Raw genomic sequence first — 24,861 nt, 5'->3', positions numbered from 1 at the left:
CTAATAGCCTGGATTTTGCGGAGTAAGATTTGGGTTTGCCAACAATTCTGTCTGCGGCAACGGAAACAATACGTCCGTACTATTCCAACCAAGCTTAGCAGGCGTTAAAGCGGCATCAATAGTTCCTGTGCGTTTCAAATCAAAAAAACGATGACCTATTTCAGTAAAAAACTCCAACCTTCGTTCGGCTATAACAGCAGTAATAATATCGGGAGCATTTACCGCTGTCGTGTTAGCAAGTCCTGCTCTAGTTCGAACCACATTTAAATCTTGGGAAGCGCCTATCAAATCGCCTTGTTGCGCTCTTGCCTCAGCACGTATCAAATACTGCTCTTCCAATCTAAATAAAATAGTATACTCCAAAGAAGTGGCAGTATTGGCATTCTTTTTATATTTATAAGCATGATACCAAGTGTTAACTCCTGATGTTACTGCTTTTGTCCAATGAATCTTTCGTTGGTCTAAAGGTGAAAAAGCACCTATCAAACCACTACTTAAAGCTACCAATGGCGGTGGTCCTGTTACAAAAATAAACGCCTGCCCATCATCAGTATTCTTGCCGTCCACAGTAGGCTTCAACTGCCATAACGTTGAAGTGCTTCCTTTCAAAAAAACATTGTCCAAATTAGTCTCAATGGCATAACCTGTAGTATTTAGTACTGCCGATGCCTCATTTGCTGAAGCAGCCCAATCTTGAGTGTACAAATAAACGCTTGCTAACAAGGCGTGAGCAGTAATTTGTGTGGGACGAACACGCTCCAAACTACTAGCTGGCAATAACAAAAGTGCTGCGTCCAAATCCGCTTTAATAGACCCATAAACAAATGGTATCGGCATTCGAGCTACAAGACTGTTTTGGGTATAATCAGTAGTAGTGATGTAAGGAACAGCACCATACAAGTTAACCAAATAAAAGTGCAACAAAGCTCTAACAAACAAAGCTTCGCCTTTCAATTGATTCTTTTGAACTTGGGTCAAACCTGTAGAATTTGCTACGCCTGCCAAAACAGAATTAGCAGAATAAATCTGATTATAAGTGGCGTTCCAGTAAGTAGCCATTTCGTTGGTTGTAGGCAACAAAACATTATTATAAAAAGTGTTCGACGAATTACCGCTTGTACCATAAAACTGCAATTCATCAGCATAGCATCCCAGTTGATTAGAAAGTCCAAAAGAAGTACCAGTCAACAAGCCTGCATCTCTAATCTTAGAGTAAATAGAAACCATAGCAGCATCAGCCGTGGTATAATTTTCAAATACCGATTGCGAAGTCAATTGCGAATTAGGAAGCGATACTTCCACAAAACCATCACAGGAAACACCTGCAACAAGCAGGAATCCTAGGGCTATAATATTTTTTAAAGTTTTCATAGTTCTAGTTTTTAAAAATTAAACTGAGCACCAACTGTAATAATGCGAAGTGGTGGCAAGTAACCACCAATAGTAAACTCTGGATCAGCTCCTTTATACGGTGTTATAATCAATAGATTCTGTCCTTGCAACGACAGTTTACAATCCAAACCTTTCGTCCAGTTCTTAGGCAGCTGATAAGACAAAGAGACATTTTTTAACCGAACATAAGAAGCATCCACTACAGCTTTATCACTTTGGATATAGTTATAATAAGCGGCTACCGCAGCACTATTAACTCCAGTTGTAAACAATTGATAAGGCGCTACATTACCTGCTTGGCTCCAACTGTTAACAGCTTCAGCCGACATATTTGATGCTATTCCTGGAAGTCCCAACAAGTAAGTCCAATTCCAGTTTTCTTGCTTCACAAATTGAAATAGAAAATCCAATTGCAAGCCTTTATAAGTAATAGTATTTTGCAATCCTCCATAATACTTCGGATTAAAATCTTTTATAATTTGACGGTCATTAACAGATGAAATGATGCCATCGCCATTAAAATCGGTAAACCCATAAAGTCCTGTCAACGGATTAACTCCTGTAGATTGATAAAGCTTTTTGATGTTCACAGACGAACCTACAACATACTGGTTCGCATAAGTCGAGCCAGACAAACCGGGAAAGGAAATCAGTTTATTTCTCGGAACTGTCAAATTAAAACTCGTACTCCAAGTAAAGTCTTTCTTCGCTATAGTTTCAGTACGCAAAGTCAACTCCAACCCTGAGTTCTCAACCGTAGCATCAAGATTAGCTTGCAAAGAAGTAAATCCAGTGGTGCCGGGCAAAGGAATCCCAACCAACTGGTTAGACGAACGATTGCTGTAATAAGCAGTGGTCAGAAATATACGGTCGTTTACAAAGCCTGTTTCAAGAGCAATCTCAAGCTTAGTATTACTTTCCCATCCAAAATTAGGATTAAACAAACGAGTAGGGTCAAGACCAGTAGTGCCTTGATAAGTAGAAGAAGACAAACTATAGGTGTCCAAAAACTGATAATCACCTATCTGATCATTTCCTGCTGTTCCATAACTAGCACGCAACTTCCCAAAACTCAAAAAAGGAACATGAGCTTGAATCCAATCTTCATTGCCAAACAACCATGCAGCACCAAAAGCACCAAAAACAGCAAACTGATTGCCTGGTCCAAAACGACTAGAACCATCTCTTCGCCCAGTCAAATTCAAGAGATACTTCTTGTCCCAATTAAAATTCAACCTACCAAAAAACGCTTGGTATTTATATTCAGTTTGCTCGTTACCATACACAAAGCGTGTTTTAGCAGCAGCCATGTTTTCAATCAAACTGTTACTGGTAAAGCCTACACCGCGTTCCACCATTCTATAATTGGTTTGGTCTTGAAAAGTACCTCCCAACAAAAAATCAAACTTCGCTTTGCCAAACGCTTTTTTATAAGTCACTTGAGGCTCAACAATCCAAGATTGTCTATTAGTAGTATTCAAGTAAAAAGCAGACGAAGCACTAGTCAATCCCAATGAAGGATTAAACATCGTCGAAGGCAAAATACGACGCTCAGCAAAGCGCAAATCTGTAAACCCAAAACTCGATTTTACCTCAAGTCCTTCAAGCAATTGGTACGACAGTAAAGTGTTAGCAACAAAATCTCCAGATTTAGTTTTATACTTGGTCTCCAAATTGCGCAACGGATTGTTAAAAGTATTATTTTCCCAATTCAAAGAACCATCAGCATTGTAAAGCGATGGTGCATTGGGTGCTAATGACACAGCCTCACGAGTAAAGTCCGTAGCAGGTTGATTATTGTTTTGTACCGTATAGCCTCCGGTCAGTGAAAATCTAAAACGCTTGTTTTCCGATTGATGATTAATATTAAAATGTACATTCGTTTTTCTGTAAATAAAATCACCTTTAAAAACTGTGCCCTCACTGTAGTGAGTCACACCTGCCAAAAACTGCGTAGCTCCTGTGCCTCCAGATACAGAGGCCTGCACATTCGAAATTTCAGCCGTACCGCCCAAAAGTGTTTGCTGCCAGTCAGTATAACGGTTTTGATCCCAAGTACCATTTACATCATAGGCAGTAGCAGGATAGGTAGTAATACCATCATTAATAAAAGCTTGCCTGCGCATTTTCAAATACTGCTCCGTATTCATCAAATCAAAAAAACGAGTAACCTTACCCCAACCGCTAGAAGCATTTACATTAAAAGTAGTTTTGCCAGCTTTTCCTTTTTTAGTAGTGATCAAGACCACACCATTAGCACCACGAGAGCCATAGATAGCCGTAGCATCGGCATCCTTTAGAACTTCTATACTTTCTATATCACTCGGATTGATGTTACTCAAGGGGCTTACAGTTGCAGTAGGGGTCACAGTTGAGGTTTGACTAGCGCCAACAGTCTCCGTAGAATAAGGAACTCCATCTATAACATATAGCGGAGTATTACCATCAGCTCGCAAACTATTAATACCTCTTATCTTGATGGCAAAGCCTCCACCAGGAACTCCAGTTTCTTGAGTAATTTCTACGCCTGCCATCCTGCCTTGCATAGCTGCAAGCACATTAGTAACAGGTTGTTTAGCAATGTCTTTAGCACTCAATTTAGCAATACTCCCAGTACGCTCTTTATCTTTTACAGTATAATACCCAGCATTCACAACTACTTCCTTCAAAGTAGTAGCAACTTCCTGCATAGTTAAATTAATAACACTGCTTGTTGAGACTGAGACTGCAACCTCTTCATAACCCATAAAGCTGAAAACAAGCACATCGCCTTCAGCAGCAGCTATTGTAAATTGACCATTCTCGTTTGTTATAGTGTTAATTGGCTTACCTTTAATCGTTACAGTAACACCAGTCAATACGCCATTAGCATCACTTACAGTTCCTTTGATTTGTTGTTGTGTTGTTTGCACAGTAGCCACTGAATACTGAACACTGAGCACTGAATACTCAAGATTTGTCATCCCGAGCGCAGTCGAGGGACTTCCTTTAAGACTTTCGTCTTTTGTCATTCCGACGAAGGAGGAATCGCATTCAATATTCAAAGTGTAGAAAGTCTTGCATCTTGCATATTTCTTCTTGTTTCCAATGTCGCTCCCATAAGAAAAAGCAACTTGAATATAAAAACAGCATACCACTATAATACACCTATCCTTGTACAATGAAAATTTATTCATAATTTTGGTTGAGTTAAATGAAACATTTGTTTTGTTTGTCCAGTCCTCTAGTCTAGTTTGCCGACGAGCTAGAGGGCTTTTTTTTGTGATGTTAGTTTAGTCTTTTATTCCATAGGCGATTGATTTAGTTGTTTACACTTCTACCGTCACTTCGAGTGATTTTCTATACCTAAAACGCAAGTTTTAAGTATAGAAAATTATATCGAGAACTTTTGAAAACAATTCGCAAAACCAAGAAAAATAGAAACAGTGCTAAGAATAAAGTTGAGGAAACCTTTGGGTATAAAAAAAGGCATGGAACTCATCTTATTGCCTTAGAGGTACTGGTATACCGGGGAACAATAAGTGAGCCCACACCCTAGAGCGTGAGCATCATACTTATCATCTCGTTCCCAATTAAATTACCAGTTTTCTAAGGAGAGATTCAAAGCGAATGCTTCAATATTGTATTTGAAGAATCGCAAATTTAGTTAATCAAAAGCAAATATATATAAATTATTTTAATAGTGGTACAAGTGCCATTGATATTTTATTAAAATAAGATGCTCTTTGTAATAATTTTATTAAATAAAAATTTTGACTACAATTGAGCAATATATAATTGAAAAAATTAGAACTATGCGGAAAGAGCATGGACTTTCTCAATTGGAATTATCACAAAAGATGGAAATGAGTGATAGTTTTATTTCACATGTAGAGGCACCATCAAAAAGAGCAAAATATAATATCAATCATCTAAATAAGATTGCTGAAATATTCAATTGTTCTCCGAAAGACTTTTGGCCAGATAAACCATTATAGAAAAATAAAATTTAAAGATGCTGAATAGCATCTTTTTTTTGTTTGAATAAGTTAGAATACAGTTATGTATATTTGATACTTGAAAATAATAAATTTATGAGGGTATCTAATTCGGTAATAAAAACAACATCTCCAAGTAGTATTCAGTATATTTTAATAACAGATACGATGTCATATAGTAGTAATGAATTTTATTGCACTGCTTTAAACCTATTACGCGTACTTCCTATAGATTTGTCTCAATTACAAAATTCGATAAATAATTTTGAATTTAATTTTAGATTTAATTCTAGGAGATCATTTGAAATATTTACATTTCCTTCATTTTTTTTTACTGATGATAGTGAGGATGATTTATCCAAATTCAATGAATATATAAATCTTTATAAAATCATTTCAAACTTAAACGTTTTTATAATTGACAGCTCATTAAAAAATCATCAGCAAATTTCTCAATTTTTAGAAATTTCTGAACATTCTTACTTTACAATTTTACCAAGTTCAGAGGATTACAAAAATCAATACAATACAAAAAATTATTTTCAATCGGAACATGATTTTATTGATTTGATAAACAGAGATAGTTCCAAAATTAATCAGTCAATAATTGATTATTACAAAAAGCAAGGTGAAAATATCGATTTAGGTATCGATTTTTCTATAAATCCAAATGGTACCTTTATTAATTCAAATGATTTCCCAGGCTCAAATATTGCACAAAACAATTACTTTGTACTAAATCAAATTATTGGTAATATATGGGTTAACAAGTTGAAAAAACCTGATAACCTAATAACGAATCATGCTGAACGAACACAAGAAATAATTAATCAATCACAAAAAATTGATAATATTTCAATGATAATGTATAATGATGTTAAGGTGAAACCAACTGATCCATTTCAACCCTTACTTTCAACAATTGTTATTGTAGCTCCTTATCATTTTCCAAGAACAGAGAAGATTTATGGTGCTATATCCAATAAAAAGGAAAAGACTTGGCTTTCAATTTCTCGTGCTGAACAGAATTTAAATTACGAACATCAATTTAATCCCGATGATATAAGCAAAGTGTCGCATGAAGAATTTCATTTTATCATGAATAATGCTTCTTTGAGATTAAAATATCTTGATTGCGTTGCATTTTTACATGCGAGATTTGATTTTTCTCCTGTAATAAGGCTACCTCAAATAGGAGCTTCAATTAACATGGAGCTGTCACATCTTGAAAAAATATCTTTAAAGAAATCAAGTACAATATCTAATATTAAAAAATTTGGTAATAAATTAAGAAACCTAATAATTGCTGAACCATTAGTCGAGTATCTACAGCAAAGAAATGGTCAAGTATTTGCAATCAGTGATTTACCGTTTGAATGGTTATTTTTAGATGAATATCCTTTGTGTTTTACACATGATGTATGCCGACTTCCAGAATTCAATTTAAATGGTATCGTAAATTCAGCAGTACATGCTTCAAGATTTTTATATGAAATCCCAACTAATTTAATCAACAAGACATTAGTAATACATTGTTCGTCAAAAAATGATAATATGATGAACAGTATGTTTGATCTAATAGATAATTTTAAATCTTCTCTAGGATTTCAAAGTGCAAGATGTTCAAGTATTGAAGAAATTAAGAAAGCGATTGATGAATGCAAACCTGACTTGCTGATTTTTGATTGCCATGGAGGATCTAGCAAAAATGATTTATCGTCTTTTCTTGTGATTAATGCTGAAGAAAAACTTTTTTTAACTGGTGATGATATTGTTAAACATGAACTAACCGCACCACTAGTTATATTATCTGCTTGTGAAACTATGCCTAACTATGGTTATGTCAAACTAATATCCGATGCATTTATGGAAGTTGGTGCATACAGCGTAACTACAACATTTCTTCCTATTAAGATTATAGACGCTGCAAGTTTGATAATAAGAATACTCAATAATTTAGGTCAACTTAAAACGAATAGTTATCATAATAATTGGTTAAATTTCATGTCTCACATACTTAGAACAACTCTTATCTATGAAACGATAAATAAATCTCGAAATTTTTTAAAGGAGGAAATCACCAATGATGAAATTGCCATTATAATAACTAAAAGTATGAAATTTGAAAACAGAATTTTGGCTCTAAAAGATTTAGACAAACTCATCTCTAGAAAATCAAACTCACAACAATTAAAATTTACTGATCTTGATAATGAATGGTTGTCATACTCAATAATTGGTAGAGCAGATTTATTATACTTCAGTAGTTGGCTGAAAAATTATCGTGAGTTAAACTTAGATATGGATAAAATAGATAGTAAATTTATATAATTTCATTTTAACATACTTTTTGAAACATTTTACAATTTTGTACGTTTAATAAACAAACTAAATTAAGTTTCAAATCAGTCAATTCAATCGGTTTTAGTCCTTATCTATTGTTATATTAATTAGAATAACTATATTTGGAACGTAATTTGCATTACAATTACTATATGTATTTAAGTATTGACATACAAGACATGGCACAACCAATAGTAAGTGATACTAAAAAAGTATCATTCATTGTTCGGTTTTTGTATTTTATTAAAAATAAAATGGTCACTAAATACAACAACCATCTCACTACATTTAACTTAGCGTTAGAAGGTGCCATAAATCGCATTGAAGATCTCAGTATAGAAAAATCAAAATCATTACTTTCAGAAATGAAAGGAATTATAACATCTTTAGAAAATGTTGAAGTCGATTTAGCCAAAGCTAACTATTTAGACAGTGATGATGTTAAACAAAATATCAAATATTCGCTTGAATGTCTATACAAATTGGAAAGTAAGCTCCACAAAAATGTGTACAAATCAGCTCCAATAATTGAAACTGATAAAGAGTTTAAAGAAGGCTTTTCTAAAATGAAAGCAGCTTCTCTAGACAAACTACTTTCTTGTTAATGAGTTTCCAAAAAGGCGATATTATTGAGGTATTTTTTAATTTACCATACTCAAAGGAAACAAAAACACATCCTGCAATCATAATTTCAAACGAAGACGTTTACGATAAAGACGAACTTTATGTATGTGTAATGATGACCTCATCAACTGAAACTGATTTATTTACTTTCGAAGTAACTCAAGACATGTTAGTTCAAAAAAACAATAAAGACTTCAGTCAAGCAAGATGCCACTTGATTTCCTATGTCATGGAAAAACATATTGTGGGTAAAACTCTCAAAAACACCTTAAAAGAAAATGCATTAAAGCGTTTATTAATTAAAATTAATGATACTGTATTTTAATTAATCACTTCAAACATAAAAATTACAATTCAAGATGCTTCCGGCATCTTTTTTATACTACATATTCAAAAATATAGTATTCAATTCCGGAATCACACACTACACTTCTTGCTAAAATAGTTATAGCGCATTAGGTTTGCAAATTAATCAAATTTATAATCAACATGCAATGGTATGAAATTCTATTAGCTGTTCCAGTTATAATAATTGGTGCTTACATTCGCGGTAAAATTTATGAGAATAAAAGAAACTACTTTAAAAATGATAGTTGGAAAGATAGAAAGAAATGAAAATTTGTTAAGCATCTTTATTCTCATTTGTTTACTCCACAATAAGTTATATATATTTGTTAATTAAATACTTTTAGGCAAAATATATAAAACAATTATTATGAATATAAATCAGTCTTGGTTCGAAATGCTAGATCTCAGAAATAAGAATCTAGATAATTCAGTTTGGATTCCACTTCGATCTGAAAAAACTATTAGAAATAATATTGAATCGAGATTTTATGGTCATCAGGAAGATTTTTTTGGAAGTGGCTCCTTAATGATTGCTAAAAAAGATAAAGCACATTCCAAAAAATTAGATTGGATGGATATAGGAATAATGCCCATACATAATAGTCATTACAGAGAAGGACAATATTTTCCATCAGATATCTTCATAAGTGAAAATAGTAATTTCAAAGGAACTAATTTAATATTAAATCAATCATTTGACAATAACTATGACAATAACGAATGGCATTTACATCAAGATTTGGTAATAAGCCTTGGTTTAAAAAGAGAAGGAGATATATGGGTGTGTCCACAAGAAGGCTACGTTGAAGTAGCAAAGCTTGAGAGAGATAAAGAAGGAAATCCTGTTGTTATGCTTATTAAAAATCAATTTTTGAAGGATTACCTTAGCGCCAGAGACTCGGGACTCTATGTGAGTTCTTATTATAGTCGAGTATATATTTATGATAAATCAGACATAGTATCATGGAACGAAAAATCCAAAGAAGAGAAAAAAGGGAAAGACATATGGGAATATAGAATTATGGAGATTCATGAAGGAGGTTTTCCTTTTGGGCAAAAAATTGCAATATCTCATGCAGGTAGAATTGATATATTTGAAAATGAAGACATTCCTGATATATCCAAATTTCCAACAAACGATAACGTAAAATCAGAATTTTACGAAAAGGAGTTTGAAGGAAAAAAATTGTTTAGAATAATGGCAGAACTTTGGAAATATGATTGGATAAATCCTGCTAAAAAAAGTTCAATTGTTTTGGGTCAGAAAGACAAAACGAAGATATATTTTACGATAGATGCAGAAGGCAGGAAAGAAAGCGGCTATAATCTTAGAAAAGGTGGAAAATGGCTATGGTTTAAACCTGATTTAGTAAGCAATTTACTAACAAACAGAGGCAGCAATTTATCTTGGTATACTCAAGATACAGGTAGCATTGCATGTGGTCCAAATGGAGCTATCCATTTCGGAATAAATGAATTGGGTTTAATAACTGTATATGCAAAAGATATTGGGTATTTACCAATTTGGCAATAACAGATATGGGCAGGATTTAATATTTCTCCAGAAGGTGGCATATCGAGAGAACTACACGACTCTCAAGTAAAATCAGAACCTGCTTCTACTCTTGCACCAGAAGATTTTTTTGGCAGCGTTATAAATAATTTAAACAATGAGTTTACAAAACAATTGGGTTTTAAACTATTTCGCGAGCATCAAAGCATAAAGGAAATTTTACCTTCAATTAATAGATTTAAGGCCACCGACAATAAAGGATTATTCTCACTAGCAAAAGACATAGCAAGGGTTATTATTGATGATATCAATACAGAAGAAATTCAAAAAATTGCAATTCCACCAAAAGGAACAAAATGGGGTTCAATAAAGTCTCTTGAAAATCTATTAAGTATTAAAATTAAGGAGGAATATGCACGAAAAATATTAAGTCCAATAGTAGGCGTATATGAGTTGAGACATGGAGATGCACATCTGCCTAGTAGTAATATTATTGAATCATTTAAATTAGTAGGAGTTGATAGCAATTATCCACATGTTATTCAAGGGTTTCAAATGTTGTATGCTTGCGTTGACCACTTACATATGATTTTAGCTGTAATTAAAAAATGGAAATAAAAACATAACAAGTTTATTTACTTAGAGAGACTAAATATTTATACTATATGGAAAAATGGATTTAAACTTGAGCTAAAATTAAAATAGGATTGCTAAAAATGAAATCAAGACTAATACAAAAAATGATGAAAAGATGCCAGGATATATTATAGACCGCAAAAGAGTTCTTATCTCAGATGATAAACACAAAGAAATTTATTGGACAGAACTATCGAAATACATAAAAAATAAATATTTCACAGACGCTACTGAAATACGAGAACCAGAAAAAGTACAAGAAATTTTAAAAGATTGCTTTACTTTTCTTTGTAATAAACTCAGTCAACTAATTGAAAATGAAAAAAGATTCTCTTTTTATTTATTCTGCCATAATTTACACGAAGACTCTATAGACATCCATTTAAAGTTAACTGTAGGTTTTAAGCTTCCTTTTAATGAGGAGAAATTTGCTGCATCAAGAAGAATCATTAAGATAATTTTAGAGCAATCAACAAAATATGATTTAAAGGGTTGCCCAAATTTCTCCATGGAAATGAAAAACAATTGGCTTGAGTATTGTGAACTGTTGGAAAAAATGATTTATGTTGGCCAATGGGCATTTATAACTAGTGAATATATAGCTAGAAGTCAACTTTTTCCTAAAGCAATTGGCATAATTATAAATAATGGTGAACTTACATATTTAACATATCAACCCTACCCTCATTTTTTTTCTCACATTTTTAATGAATTACCAAAACATGATTCAAATGTAGTTTTATCAGATTGCATAGATGATTTTAAAAATTTAATTGAAGATAAATACAATATTTCTTATGACAATTTGTGTTATTTCATTACAGAAATTATAAATAATCCTGCAAATAAATTAGGAGTAACAATAATGCCAACAATAATTGAAAATATTAAAAACAACTCCAATGTTAATCACGATTTTATAGATAGTTTTTACAAAGGGCTAACGGTTAGCAAAGAAAATGTTCTTGAAATAGAAAAATGTTTTTACAATAATCAAGATTTAAGTAGGCATATTTACAGACCTATACTAGAATATACAATTGACAAAAAAACGTTTCATGTTATTGGCCCTAATAAATGGGGAGAAAGTCTTTATCTTTTAACAACAAACTGCTTTCCTTTTGGTTTATTCCCTGTAGAATGGAAAAAAAACATCGAATTAAAGAAATTCATCGAAAAAATTGACACAACACACGATAAAATATTACAAGAGCCAATTATTAATAAGCTAATTGAAAAATCATTTCCTTACAAAATTGATATTAAAAGTTTTCAAACTCACAAAAAGCAATTTATAAACATAAATGACAGTATTGGAGATATAGATGTTTTATTTTTAGATACTTCAAAAAAGGTAATTTATGTTTGTGAATGTAAGCACAATAGATCTAGATTTGATTATAATAATTGGAAAAGAGATTACTCCAATTTCAAAGATAAATATGAAAAACAGTTAGAGCGAAAAGTCAATTGGGCAATTAAAAACATTGAAATGATTGAAAACCACTTTAAACTAAGAAAAGACAAACCAATATCAAATATTGATTTATCAAAATTCACTGTTGAAGGTATTTTTCTAATAAATGCGCCAACTTTATACATGTTTAATAGTAAATACAAGTGCTATACAGTTTATGACTTTTCAAGAATCACAAATAATGAACAAGTTTTTATGGATTTTAATTTATTTGTTGAAGATCAAAATAAAACTTATGTAATTAAACATCCTTACTTTGACAGCATTGATAAGGTAAGGAAATAATGTATATTTAATGTTACTCAAAACTTTAATACAAATATTTTGATTTATATAGAAAAAGTTAAAAAACGATTGATTTTAAAATATTCCTCAGATTTTCAGCCAACAATTTGGCTCGATAAATTATTAAAAACGGATAAAGAATTCACTTTGGCAGGTGTTTTTCATTTAGATAAATCAAATTTTATAAGAAGATTGATGACGAATTTGAAGAGCCTGTATTTTTGTTTGTGATAGGGAATTTAGTTGGCGAATATTATAAAATTCATAGATTCAATTAATAAATGCGAAAATTAGGAATCGCATAGTAAGATTAAATATTTTTTCAGAACAAAGAAAAGAAAATTAATTCTTTTCCCTGTTTGCTGAAATGGAAAAATTTGTTTTACTTGCTCCTCGCCTAAAATTCGCAAAAGTATGAACCATTTTACCGTTGAACAAAGATACAAATTAGAAGTTCTTTTGCAACAAAACGTATCTAAACCACAAATATCTATAGAATTAAATAAACATATTTCATCAATTTATAGAGAAATTAATCGTAATTCAGACGCTCGTAGTACTGTTTACAAAGGCAATTTAGCCATTCGGAAATGCAGCAAAAGACACAAAGAAAAGCCTAAAAACCAATGCTTTACTGATGAAATTAAAATTTACGTTAAAAGTTTAATTATTGAAGATCTTTCTCCAGAGCAAATAGTTGGAAAAGCCTTAAAAGACAATGTTAATTGTGTTTGTATTGAAACAATATATAAATATGTTTGGAACGATAAAAAGCAAAATGGAAACCTATATTGTCATCTTCGAAACCAAGGTAAAACTTATCGAAAAAGAGGTGCGTCAAAAGATAAAAGAGGACAAATAGTTGGAAGAATTGGAATAGAAAACCGTCCAAAAGAAGTAGAAGAAAAACTGAGATTTGGAGATTTAGAAATAGATTTAGTGATTGGAAAAGACCATAAAGGAGCATTACTAACAATAAACGATAGAGCAACAGGAATGTTACAAATGAAAAAAATAGAAAGTAAAGATGCCGAAATTGTCAAGAATGCAACTATTGAATTATTAGAAAACTGGAAGCCGTTTCTACAAACAATAACATCAGATAATGGAAAAAAATTTGCAAAGCACCAGTCAATAGCTACTGCGTTAGAAATTGATTATTATTTTGCTAACCCTTATTGTAGTTGGGAAAGAGGTGCAAACGAAAATTTAAATGGATTAATAAGACAATACTTTCCAAAAGGTTCAGACTTCAGTTTAATAACTGCGGAACAAGTTGAAACTGTAATAGAAAAATTAAATAATCGTCCTAGAAAAAGACATCAATTTAATTCTCCAAATGAAGTATATTTACAAAAATTAAGTAACCAAAAGGCCTTCGCATTTATTAATTGAATCCACCATTGATAATTCTGTATTTGGATTAAAAAATGATTTTTATTTTTATAAAAACCTAAACTTAAACGAAACTACTTTCGTAGCCAAATCAAAAATATCGCTATTATATCAGATAGATTCACTTCTCAAAAAAGACCTCTATATTGGAGGTGCAGTTGATAAAAATTTGCCATATATTGACTTTATTAATTTGATTAAAATATTTCCAACAACTCAAGAAATAAAACTTTACCGCCAGGCAAAAGTTACTTCAATTTTAAAGAATTATTTTAAGAATGTTGATGATAAGGAGCTAGCGTATAATGATTATATGAATAAAAAAGTTCCTCTCATTGAAAGCAAAATTAGAAAGACCTTTAAGGAATCTGAAATTATTAAGTACCAGACCTTAGTTGAACGTTTAGAATCAATGCTAAATAATGAAATAAATTACAATGAAAACCAATGGCAATCTGAAATAATTCAAATCATACTTTTACTTTTCCCTAAGTACATAGCTGTATTTAAAGAAGTGCATTTCCTTGATATTTACAGCAATAAAAATCGTAGATTAGATTATGGTTTGATAGATTTTATGGGCAATCTAGATATAGTTGAAATAAAAATTCCTTTTGAAAAAAATATTGTTTCAGATATAACATATAGAGATAATCACATTCCTAATAGGGACTTATCTGGCACTATAATGCAAATTGAAAAATATATTTTTTACTTAAATAAATCAGGAAAAGAAATAGAAAACAAGCTTACTAAAAAATATAAAGATGAATTGCCCGATAATTTGGAAATCAGGATAACAAATCCAAGCGCCATAATTATTATGGGAAGAGATAACAAAATGGATAAAAATCAACTTCATGATTTTGAAATTATTAAACGAAAGTATAAGAATGTAATTGATATATTTACTTACGATGATTTAATCAGAAGGCTTAAAATGATTATTACTCAACTTAAAAAAATTTAAATATAAATCCGAAATCATTTAACTAAAAAAAACTTTAAATGTATATATCAAAACTTACAATAAAAAACTATAGAAGTTTTAGGGACTTTACAATTGAACTAAAACCCCTTACTCTAATAATTGGCGAAAACAACGTTGGTAAATCTAATTTGTTGGATTCACTAGGCTTAATCTTTGGGCAAGATGTATCGTTCTTCAAAAAAAGATTTCTAGAGGTGGCAGATTTTAATTATGATACATTATTAGATTTTAAAAGACAAGTACTAGATTTTACAGTTTCAATTGAAACTATAGAATTTCCAGAAATCATCATTGAAGCAACATTAAAGGATTGGGATGATGACCAAGAATCTGTTATATCAGATTGGTACAGTAATCCGAAGTTCAGTGAAGCAACTATATCTTATGTATTTGCACCAGTAACTAATTTTAATAAACAAGAGGAACTTCAACAACAGCGAAATTTTATAACAAAATTTAAAAATGAAAATACTGAAGCTGTATATGAAAAACTTCCTGAAAGTGCCAAGCTTGATTTAATCAACTTTCCTATCTCAAAATACCATTATAGCATTTATGGTGGATTAGGAAAAAGTACCCAAGCAAATACTTATCACCTAAACCAATTACGGTTTGAGCTTCTCGATGCGCTTAGGGATGCCGGTACTGAATTAGTAGCAAGTCATAATAATAAATTACTTTTTAGAATTTTAAATTCAAAAGAAGAAAAAGAATACCAAGATTTAAAAGGTCAACTTGTAGGTTTACAACAGGCAATAAATGAAAATAGAGCATTACAGGAAATAAAAAAAGGTATTTCTGTTCAATTGGATAAAATATCATTAGCTACTGATGATACAACAAATATTGTTGATTTAATATTTACACTTCCTGATGTTTCAGATTTACTAAAAAAAATCAGTTTAATATATGGCGATAATCCAATAAAAATAGAACGAAATGGTACTGGAAGAAATAACCTTTTATTTATTTCTCTGGTTTTATCATATATCGAAGATGTAACTAGAGCGCAAAGCTCTTTTTTCAGAGTAGTTGGACTTGAAGAACCTGAATCACATTTACATCCAAACCTTCAAGACCATTTAGCACACAACATTGAATCTTTAATAAAAACAGCAAATCAAAAAGAGTATAGAAAAGATATTCAACTACTTATCACTTCTCATTCAACACATATTACTACTAAAATTGATTTTGAAAATACAGTCGTACTTTATAGAAAGGATAATCAAATAGTATCACATTATATTCTTGACGGATTCAGTGCTGATGCTCTGGGTAAAAAACAAATTAAATATCTAAATAAATACTTGGATGCAGTAAATACTAACTTTTTCTATTCTAGAAAAGTAATTTTAGTTGAGGGCATATCTGAAAAATTATTATTGCCTATCTTTTTTGAAAAAATAATTAAGCATTCAACTGAAAAATCAAGTTGCTGTGTAATTAGTGTAAACGGTTTGGCATTCAGTTATTTTTTAGAAATTATTAAAAATGGCTATTTTCAAAAGTGTCTAGTCTTAACGGATCGTGACTCAGATACAAAAGCAAAAGATCGGGCTGATAATTTGGCCGCCAAATATTCTGGAGTTTCAGAAATACATGTTGGCATTACCACAGAATCAACTTTTGAGAAAGATTTAATTTCAGTTAATACGAGTGGTAAAGGGAGAGATATTCTTTTACAAGTAATTCAGGAAGTAAGACCTAACAGTGGTAAATCATATTTTACTAATATTGGAAGCAATCCTATAATAGTTGATGAATATTTTGCACTTATTGAACAATACAAATCAGAATTTGCATATAGCCTAATGCTTAATCTAATCGAATCCAATGATGAATTTGTAATACCTACTTACATAAGTGATGGTGTAAAATTCTTAGCATAAACGAACAACAATGGCAATTAAAAAAGTGCAGGGAGAATTAATTATAGCTGGACCAGGTGCTGGTAAAACCTATAATATGGTTGAATCCATAATTGTAGCACTTCAAGATTTATCTCCAAGTAGATACTTAGCGGTAATTACTTATACTAATTCTGCAACTAATAACATTTACAACAGACTTTCTAAAAGAATAATTATACCTGAAAACCTTTTTATAGGTACAATGCATTCATTCTTAAATCGCTTCATAATAATACCTTTTTCATCGCATGGTATTGAAGAAGTTGGCAAAGAAAAGCTTTTCATACAATGTGGAATTGATGACGTCTTTAAAAAAGTTGAAAAAATGAAAGACAAAAGCAAAAGAAGTAAGAACATTCAAGATGCTGCAGTTATTAAATCAAATATCAAAAAAAAACTCAATAAACGAGGATATATAACATATGACCAGACCTTATCTCTTTCTAAAGAATGTATGTCAAAAACTGAAATATGCAGAATAATAAGTAATCGACTGCAATATCTATTTATAGATGAATTTCAAGATTCTGGAAATGAAGTATTCAGCATAATTGAAAACATTAGAAAAATTAATAAAACAAAAATTTATTGTGTCGGCGACCCTGAACAGTATATTCAAAGTTTTGATTCATCGATCAGGGAATTTAAAAACATCCCTATTCTAAAAGCATCCGAAAGTAATAGTTATAATGTAAAAATTAATGATAAAAATTATAGGTCAACATCTAAGATTGTTAAATTTTTAAATCATTTTAATGGAAGAACTTTTAAAAATCAAAAGTTTGAGCAAAAGTCTATATCAAAAGAACTTAATTCATTAACTGAACAAGATTCTAGTGAAGAAATAGTATTTATTCCGCAATGGGAAACAGTAAAACCAATAATTGAGACTTTCTATACTAGGTGCGAAAACATTGCAATTCCTATGACGAACAGGTGCATTTTAGCTAAAAAAAATGATGTTATTAGTCGTATAAAATCAGCAGTAAATAATCAATATATGGATCCTAAAAAGAATTCTAGTTTGCTCCCAATAAAAGTCATTCAGGATACTTTACTTTCTACTTTACAAATGAATCAGACACAATTCTGTACTAAGTATGAAACGAATATATTTACACTTAGAAAACATGCAGTTGCAATATTCAAAGCTATAAATTCTGGGGTTATAACAAATGAAAACACTTTTGGAGTATTTGTTAAAAATGTCCTTAATTTAGAAATCAAAGAGGGATTGCCAGTAAAAATTGAAAATCTGAAATTCGATTTTAATAATAAAGAAGTTGGTAATTATGTTACTGTTGCCAATATACATACTATTAAGGGTTTGGAATCCGAAGCGGTGCTTGCAATTGCTAAAACAGAAGAAGAACTTTTATTATGGTTAGAAACAGACCGATCCATAAGAGAAAGTAAACGCGACAATGAAAAAACTGATTATCCACGCCTTGGTTATGTTGCTTTTAGTCGTACAGAGAGATTATTATGTATAGCCTGTCTCGAAAAAGTATCTGATACTACAATAACAAGACTGGGCAGTTTAGGCGTAATTTCAATTTAAGACTTTCAAAGTTTGACATTATACAAAGGTTCATTTATTTCAAAACTTATCATAGTAAGTAAATCCGAGATTTAATTATGTTCTTGGTACATTTCAAATGCTTTTTTACTTGATTCGTCTAAATCAATTTCAAGAGATTCTAGTCGTATCAATTTAAAGAGATTTTTAAAATTCTTTTCTAATTCCAACCTTACTTTCAATAGATAATTATAGTCTGAAAAAGCTTCTGCATGATCAGGTTTATCATGACAAGGTATATAAAATTTGTAATTATTACCAATTCTTTCAGAATCATAGTGCTTGCCATATGATAATATTATTTTCCAATTATTGTTTAAGTCTATTAATAATTTAAGTAGTTTTTTATCATATATGTGAAATGAATTACTTTCTAAAAATTCTCTAAATCTTTCTTGATAGTAAAATATTTCATCAATTACTGTCGATGGCACATCTTCAAGAAACAAATCTACTGTAGGTACATGAACATAATTTAATAATGTTTTCAAATTTTCTACATCCTTTTTTCTTTTAATCTCAGTAGGTGAAAGTTTTTTTAGTTCATTTGGTTTTAAAGGTGCAGCTTTTATAATGGCTTCAATAGCATTTTTTAAAACTGACGATAATTGACTTTTCCCAACTTTATCAGTTTTATCTTTTATTGAAAACACTGTAGCTCTATGTCTATCAACATCAAACGGAAGGTCATTTGGAAAACTACCATAATTAGTATTGAAAACCATAATAATTCTTGACCATCCAAGTGCAGAAATGGCATAACCTAACTCTATCAATACATTAGGATTAGGCATTTTTCGATTATCTGAATTTTCAGAATTGATAGTTGTAACATCGCAAATAAATACATCACAAGAATCTATTTTATCAAAAATAGTTAAAGGAATATTTGGACTTCCAGATGTGTTTCTTGTAGCCTCGTCCAAATCAATTCTTATTTCATTATTATTATTTTCAATTTCATTTGCGGCATTTCTTAACGATTGTCTAATACCATTAAGATTATTATCCTTTGGTAAATCCGATTGCCATGAATAAAATATTTTTTGTTCAGTTTTCAATTTAAAATCTTTTAGGAAATGCATATTTAAAGATTTTTCGTGAGAAAACGCTTGATAATTTGGATTTTTTAATAACTTCGTATAATACAAACCAACAATTAATTATTGAAACACCATGAAACAAAAATTACTATTCGCTACTTTTTTTTTCTTCCAATTCTTCAAAAATCAATAATCATCAATCCACTTACTTGGATTCATTTTGACATAAAATTTCTAATAATTAGCTTACTATTTTTATCAGCTTTACTGATAATCACAATAATCTATTTTTGTATTGCTGTAATCAGCTGGATAAATTCTGATTTCAAATGGAGAAAACTTCTTCCGTGTTTAATTAGCTTAATAGCTGTTTTTTGTATTTACTTTTCTATAAAATCAATTATCAATAGCAAAATAAGAAGAGTTAAAAGCACACTCCTCAACATTCCTAATACGTTGTTAAAAAGAAATATGGAGTTAATTTAATCAATTTCAATCCTGCTCTTTACAGCACACTATAGTAAAGAGCAAATTAAATGCGGATAATATTTTTTCTAAGTAAGTTTAAAATATTGAAATAATAATGACAACCTTTGAAGTTTATATTAAATATCAAGATAAAATATGGGTAGAAATTTTATAAAAAAGTAAAACAAATTTTATAAACATTTTTTTTGAACAAATCTAATTTTATTACTTAGAGTGCGGAACTCCTAAAGGCTGAATCCGTAAAATTCAAAAGAAAAAGACACTAGAAGTGTATTTTTATACGGAATTAGGATTCAGCCTTTAGGACTTCCGCACTCTGTAAAGCTAGTCTTTTTTTCGAAATGTCAAGCATCATAGTAAACACATCCATTTACTTTAATTATAATTTATCAACTTATATGTTTACTTTTATAAAAAATAGTATACGTATAAGTTTACTTTTATTTTGTTTTGTAAATATATAGGTTTACTTTTGACAAAATTTGTAAACGTAATAGTGATGCGAAGTACTAAAAAACTACTGATAGAACAGCTTGACAAAAAGCTAAAACCTTTCCAAGGTACAGAAAAAGTAATTGTACCACAACAAGGTTGGATTTATACCATCCGGACTTCACTAAATATGACTTTGGAACAATTAGGAGCAAAACTCCAAATGACAAAACAAGGCATTAAAAAAATCGAAGAACGAGAAGCAACCGAATCAATCTCTATCAAATCCCTCAAGGAAATGGGGAAAGCTTTAGACATGCACTTTGTCTATGGTTTTGTTCCCAAATACAATTCCGTTGACGAAATGATAACAGCTAAAGCCACGAAAATTGCCCAAAGAATTGTTTTGCGAACAAATCAAAATATGAAATTGGAAAACCAAGGCAACAGTCCCGAACAAATAAACAACGCCATCATGGAATTGGCAAACGAATTAAAACGTGAAATGCACAAATCATTATGGGATTAGAGTTTGTATATGAGGAGGGGCAAACGCCATTAAGCGAGGAAGAAAAAGAAGGATTGCTTATCAAGACCATTACTACACATGGAGAACTGGACGAATACGAGCAACTTAATATAGAGAAGGCGATACAATGGCTTATGCGTCAAAAACTAAAAAAAGAAACCATACTTTCCGAAGAATTCATCAAAGCGTTACATAAAAGAATGCTGGGCGAAGTTTGGAATTGGGCTGGCGAATTCAGAAGATCAGAAAAAAATATTGGAGTACCATGGATAAGAATAGGTATGGATGTAAAGGTTTTATTGGATGATACCCTCTATTGGATTGAAAACAACACTTACACTCCAGATGAAATTGCCATAAGATTTAAGCATAGATTGGTAAATATCCACTGCTTCCCAAATGGTAATGGTAGGCACTCAAGAATTATGGCAGATAGTATTATTGAGTCTATTTTTGAAGCTCCTATTTTTTCATGGAATCATTCCAATAAGATAAAGGCTAACGAAACCAGAAAATCATATATAAATGCCATTCGTGAAGCAGACAAAGGAAATATCGAACCTCTAATGTTCTTCGCACGGAATTAGCTAATGAACTGAAAAACTATAAATAAAAAATTAAATGCAGTGATTATCTAAATTTATCTCCGCATTTATCCGGAAAAAATAAAGTATAACCACCGCTACAACAAAAAAAACTGCATACCTTTCGATACTAATTTATCAAAAATGAAACGACACACTATACTATTGCTGACCTTCTTTACAATTTTTCAATCTACAACTTCATTTGCCTGGGGCAAAAAGGCCACGCTATAGTAGCAGAGGTCGCCTTTAATTTTTTAGATCCAGCCAAAAGAAAAGTGCTTACTGAGTATCTTGATGGTATGACAATCCAAGATGCCACCAACTGGATGAATGAAATTAAAAGCGACAAAACCTACGATTATCTTAGAAAGCTACACTACATCAATGCAGAGAGAGGTCAAAAAATAACACTAAATAATGAAGAAAATAGTATTGGTGCACTCACCAAAACCATCGAAGAGCTAAAAAATTACAAAGCACTTACAAAAGCAGAAGTCAAAATCAAGCTTTGCATTCTTTTTCATTTAGTAGGTGATTTACATCAACCATTACATGTTGGTTACGGCGAAGATAAAGGCGGAAACAATTACCAAATAAACTTTTATGGTAGAGGTACCAACCTCCACTCCTTTTACGATTCGGGTATTTTAGAATATAAAAACCTAACACTTCCACAATGCATTAAGGCAAAGAGTTACATAAAAGAAGAATTACTCCAAGTAGAAAAAATTGATGTTGTAGAATGGGCAAACCAGACGATTTCAATAACTTAATTCAACAAATGATAAATTTTATCTTTGTTGAATTATGGAAAAACTACGTAGAAGATTAACCTTAAATGAACGGATTGTTATTGAGGCTTTACTCAAAGAAAACAAGACCAAAAGTTACATTGCCAAACATCTAAATAGAAACAGATCTACAATTACTCGTGAAGTCAATAATTGGGTTAGAAAACCTACAGATATATACAATGCTGCTAACGCTCATTTCTTTACTAAACAGGACTATTTAAAGAAGAGGAATAAAGACAAAATCAATACTTACAAAAGACTTAAACTATTTGTATACAAAGGATTATTGTCCGGTTTTAGCCCTGAACAAATTGGTGGTAGAATCAAAGTTCTATATCCAAATGACCCAGTAATGTCAATATCATACGAAGCTATTTATCAGCCTATTTATAGGCACAGACAATCCTATTTAGGCAAAAAACTAATCAAGCTTCTTCCCTATCATCATCACAAAAGAAGAGAGAATAGAAAGTTTGGAAAAAACAGAGTCCGAATTAAAGACCAAGTCAATATTAGTCAAAGACCACAACACGTTGAACTATGCCTTGAAGTCGGACACTGGGAAGGAGATTTAATGATTGGTCTAGGACAAAAAAGTGCAATTGGAACTATCGTAGAAAGAAAAACAAGATACACTTTTATTGTCAAAATCCAGAACAGAAAATCAATAACTGTAACACAACAATTTGCACAAATATTAAACACTTTACCTAAATACATCAGAAAAACAATGACTTACGACAACGGATTGGAAATGGCAAATCACAAATGGCTCACAGAAATAACTGGAATGGATATCTTTTTTGCTAATCCATATTTATCATGGGAAAGAGGAACTAACGAAAATACAAACGGTTTAATTAGACGATTTTTTCCAAAAGGAACTGACTTCAACAATATAGTAGTGAACAGCTTAAACATGCGCAAAACAGCTTAAACAACAGACCTAGAAAGATTTTAGCATACAAAACTCCTAATGAAATTATGAACCAAGAAATAACTAATCATGCTGCTTAAACCAAGCCTATTTCGGAAATAACTTTTGGCTCTTTAAAAAAGCCAAAAAAGTTATTCTGAAATGATGCCGATTTGAAATAAAAAACTAAATTTGATTATTAAAATATTAACTGACCTTGTTGCATTAAGGTCTTGAATCCGCCCAGAGATGAATACAAACACCAACAAGACATCTGAAAATAAAAGTAGAGTTCAAGAGAACAATTTACCCATAATAAATAATAGCCGACTTGCTATACAGGTGGCTCAAGTACAAAAAGCAGAAGTCAACCAAAAAAAGAAAAACAATACAGATTTACCAGACAACCTAAAATCAGGTATTGAAAACCTATCGGATATAGCTATGGACGATGTCAAAGTGCATTACGACTCTAAAAAACCTGCCCAACTACAAGCACAGGCTTATGCTCAAGGTACTGACATTAATTTTGGTACAGGTCAAGAAAAACACCTCTCTCACGAAGCTTTTCATATAGTACAACAAAAACAAGGAAGAGTAAAGCCCACCAAGCAAATAAAAGATAATACAACCATAAAGAAGGATACTAGTCTAGAAAAAGAAGCGAATGTTATGGGGTTAAGAGCTTTAAAAACAAAGTAAAATAGACAGTACTCTTTCTTTACCTTCAAATGCAACACCTTGACGGCGCATATTCAAAATAAATACAAATAAATTAAACTGTAGAATTTTATAAAAAAACTTATTGTTTGACCTAATTAACTTCATTAAAAATAAGTATTTACACTTACAATCAACTCCAACTTATTTAATAAATTAGCACATAAATTATTACGACAGTAAAACCTAAAATAGATATAAAAATAATTATTAAGACAACCCGTTGGGTGTAATTATTTAAAGTAAAATAAATTGATTAGATACTGGTCAAGATACTGAAATTCAGTATCTTGAAGTCGCTAAACAACCAATATCTATGTCAAATATAGTAAAAAATTATTTTAGAGTTTTAGAAGTTATAAGTTCTTTGAATTGCGAATTAGAATATAAATCAGATGTTGGTAGAAAACAAAAAATGTCTGATTTAGAAGTAGTTGCATTGAGCCTAACTGCTGAATTTATGTCAATTGATAGTGAAAATGCTCTTTTTAAACAGATAACTTCCAATGAAATTTTCAATCTAATTGATAGAAGTCAGTTTAATAAAAGGCGAAGAAAACTGTTCTTTTTTTCCGAAGAAATCAGAACCAAATTAGCTTCTTTTTTTCTTGAATTTGAAGATTATTTTATTGTTGACAGTATGCCTTTAGAAATATGTAAATTTTCTCGTCATAATAGAGTTAAAATCTGTAAAGATGAATTTGAAACTGCTCCATCAAAAGGATTTTGTGCTTCTCAAAACAACTGGTTTTATGGATATAAACTTCATGGAGTTTGTTCAATTTCAGGAGTTTTTCATTCATTAGATATTACAAAAGCCGAAGTTCATGACATTCATTTTTTGAAAAATATAAAACAACAAATGTCTGATTGTGTGG

21 protein-coding genes are annotated in these 24,861 nt (G+C 31.0%); 18 read left to right on the top strand and 3 right to left on the bottom strand.

Annotated features, from left to right (window positions below; translation table 11 throughout):
• Positions 1 to 1,371 (bottom strand): RagB/SusD family nutrient uptake outer membrane protein, encoded by a 1,371-nt coding sequence (locus tag ACH2CG_RS08480; protein WP_395064135.1) that lies wholly within the window; start codon positions 1,369 to 1,371, stop codon positions 1 to 3.
• Between the two features lie 11 nt (positions 1,372 to 1,382).
• Complete coding sequence (locus ACH2CG_RS08475; RefSeq protein WP_395064237.1) at positions 1,383 to 4,304, bottom strand: SusC/RagA family TonB-linked outer membrane protein; 2,922 nt, start codon at positions 4,302 to 4,304, stop codon at positions 1,383 to 1,385.
• An 840-nt stretch (positions 4,305 to 5,144) separates the two neighbouring features.
• On the opposite strand from ACH2CG_RS08475, the gene ACH2CG_RS08470 reads away from it, so the two are divergent.
• The 12 genes from ACH2CG_RS08470 (at position 5,145) to ACH2CG_RS08415 (ending at position 18,455) form a co-directional block, all read left to right on the top strand.
• Positions 5,145 to 5,369, top strand: coding sequence for a helix-turn-helix domain-containing protein (locus ACH2CG_RS08470; RefSeq protein WP_395064133.1), 225 nt, complete (start codon positions 5,145 to 5,147; stop codon positions 5,367 to 5,369).
• Positions 5,370 to 5,465: 96 nt separating this feature from the next.
• A complete protein-coding gene (locus ACH2CG_RS08465; protein ID WP_395064131.1) occupies positions 5,466 to 7,700 on the top strand; it encodes a CHAT domain-containing protein in 2,235 nt (744 codons plus the stop codon).
• Positions 7,701 to 7,864: 164 nt separating this feature from the next.
• Positions 7,865 to 8,317: a hypothetical protein gene (locus ACH2CG_RS08460; RefSeq protein ID WP_395064129.1), complete on the top strand. Its 453-nt coding sequence runs from the start codon at positions 7,865 to 7,867 to the stop codon at positions 8,315 to 8,317.
• Positions 8,317 to 8,661 carry a type II toxin-antitoxin system PemK/MazF family toxin gene (locus tag ACH2CG_RS08455; RefSeq protein ID WP_395064127.1) on the top strand — a complete coding sequence of 115 codons (345 nt, stop codon included), beginning with the start codon at positions 8,317 to 8,319 and terminating at the stop codon, positions 8,659 to 8,661. The genes ACH2CG_RS08460 and ACH2CG_RS08455 overlap by 1 nt, the downstream gene beginning before the upstream one ends.
• Positions 8,662 to 8,825: 164 nt before the next feature.
• Entirely contained in the window at positions 8,826 to 8,951 is a 126-nt protein-coding gene (locus tag ACH2CG_RS08450) for a hypothetical protein (protein ID WP_395064125.1), read from the top strand.
• A gap of 100 nt (positions 8,952 to 9,051) precedes the next feature.
• Entirely contained in the window at positions 9,052 to 10,218 is a 1,167-nt protein-coding gene (locus ACH2CG_RS08445) for a hypothetical protein (RefSeq protein WP_395064123.1), read from the top strand.
• 153 nt (positions 10,219 to 10,371) lie between these two features.
• A complete protein-coding gene (locus ACH2CG_RS08440; protein ID WP_395064121.1) occupies positions 10,372 to 10,815 on the top strand; it encodes a hypothetical protein in 444 nt (147 codons plus the stop codon).
• A 133-nt stretch (positions 10,816 to 10,948) separates the two neighbouring features.
• On the top strand, positions 10,949 to 12,595 hold the full coding sequence (locus ACH2CG_RS08435) for a hypothetical protein (protein WP_395064119.1): 1,647 nt from the start codon (positions 10,949 to 10,951) through the stop codon (positions 12,593 to 12,595).
• 414 nt (positions 12,596 to 13,009) lie between these two features.
• Entirely contained in the window at positions 13,010 to 13,990 is a 981-nt protein-coding gene (locus ACH2CG_RS08430; protein ID WP_395064117.1) for an IS30 family transposase, read from the top strand.
• A 169-nt stretch (positions 13,991 to 14,159) separates the two neighbouring features.
• Positions 14,160 to 14,960 (top strand): Shedu immune nuclease family protein, encoded by an 801-nt coding sequence (locus ACH2CG_RS08425; protein ID WP_395064115.1) that lies wholly within the window; start codon positions 14,160 to 14,162, stop codon positions 14,958 to 14,960.
• Between the two features lie 38 nt (positions 14,961 to 14,998).
• Positions 14,999 to 16,873, top strand: a complete 1,875-nt coding sequence (locus ACH2CG_RS08420) for an ATP-dependent endonuclease (RefSeq protein WP_395064113.1) — start codon at positions 14,999 to 15,001, stop codon at positions 16,871 to 16,873.
• A 10-nt stretch (positions 16,874 to 16,883) separates the two neighbouring features.
• Positions 16,884 to 18,455 carry a UvrD-helicase domain-containing protein gene (locus ACH2CG_RS08415; RefSeq protein WP_395064111.1) on the top strand — a complete coding sequence of 524 codons (1,572 nt, stop codon included), beginning with the start codon at positions 16,884 to 16,886 and terminating at the stop codon, positions 18,453 to 18,455.
• A gap of 71 nt (positions 18,456 to 18,526) precedes the next feature.
• Here ACH2CG_RS08415 and ACH2CG_RS08410 read toward each other — a convergent pair whose 3' ends face one another.
• Positions 18,527 to 19,534: a TIR domain-containing protein gene (locus tag ACH2CG_RS08410; protein WP_395064109.1), complete on the bottom strand. Its 1,008-nt coding sequence runs from the start codon at positions 19,532 to 19,534 to the stop codon at positions 18,527 to 18,529.
• 970 nt (positions 19,535 to 20,504) lie between these two features.
• Here ACH2CG_RS08410 and ACH2CG_RS08405 point away from each other — a divergent pair.
• From ACH2CG_RS08405 to ACH2CG_RS08380, 6 genes are all read left to right on the top strand, one after another.
• On the top strand, positions 20,505 to 20,966 hold the full coding sequence (locus tag ACH2CG_RS08405) for a mobile mystery protein A (protein ID WP_395064107.1): 462 nt from the start codon (positions 20,505 to 20,507) through the stop codon (positions 20,964 to 20,966).
• Positions 20,957 to 21,553, top strand: coding sequence for a mobile mystery protein B (locus ACH2CG_RS08400; RefSeq protein WP_395064106.1), 597 nt, complete (start codon positions 20,957 to 20,959; stop codon positions 21,551 to 21,553). Before ACH2CG_RS08405 ends, ACH2CG_RS08400 begins: the two co-directional genes overlap by 10 nt.
• Before the next feature lie 134 nt (positions 21,554 to 21,687).
• The gene (locus ACH2CG_RS08395; RefSeq protein WP_395064235.1) at positions 21,688 to 22,326 is read left to right on the top strand and encodes a S1/P1 nuclease; all 639 of its coding nucleotides are present in this window, start codon (positions 21,688 to 21,690) and stop codon (positions 22,324 to 22,326) included.
• A gap of 34 nt (positions 22,327 to 22,360) precedes the next feature.
• Positions 22,361 to 23,284, top strand: coding sequence for an IS30 family transposase (locus ACH2CG_RS08390; protein WP_395064104.1), 924 nt, complete (start codon positions 22,361 to 22,363; stop codon positions 23,282 to 23,284).
• Between the two features lie 228 nt (positions 23,285 to 23,512).
• A complete protein-coding gene (locus ACH2CG_RS08385; RefSeq protein WP_395064102.1) occupies positions 23,513 to 23,965 on the top strand; it encodes a DUF4157 domain-containing protein in 453 nt (150 codons plus the stop codon).
• Positions 23,966 to 24,350: 385 nt separating this feature from the next.
• Positions 24,351 to 24,861 (top strand): IS982 family transposase (locus ACH2CG_RS08380; RefSeq protein WP_395064233.1); only part of this gene is annotated, 511 nt, incomplete at its 3' end.

The sequence above is a fragment of the Flavobacterium sp. genome (genome assembly GCF_043778725.1).
Taxonomy (GTDB): Bacteria; Bacteroidota; Bacteroidia; order Flavobacteriales; family Flavobacteriaceae; genus Flavobacterium.
This window is presented reverse-complemented; position numbering and strand designations above follow the sequence as displayed.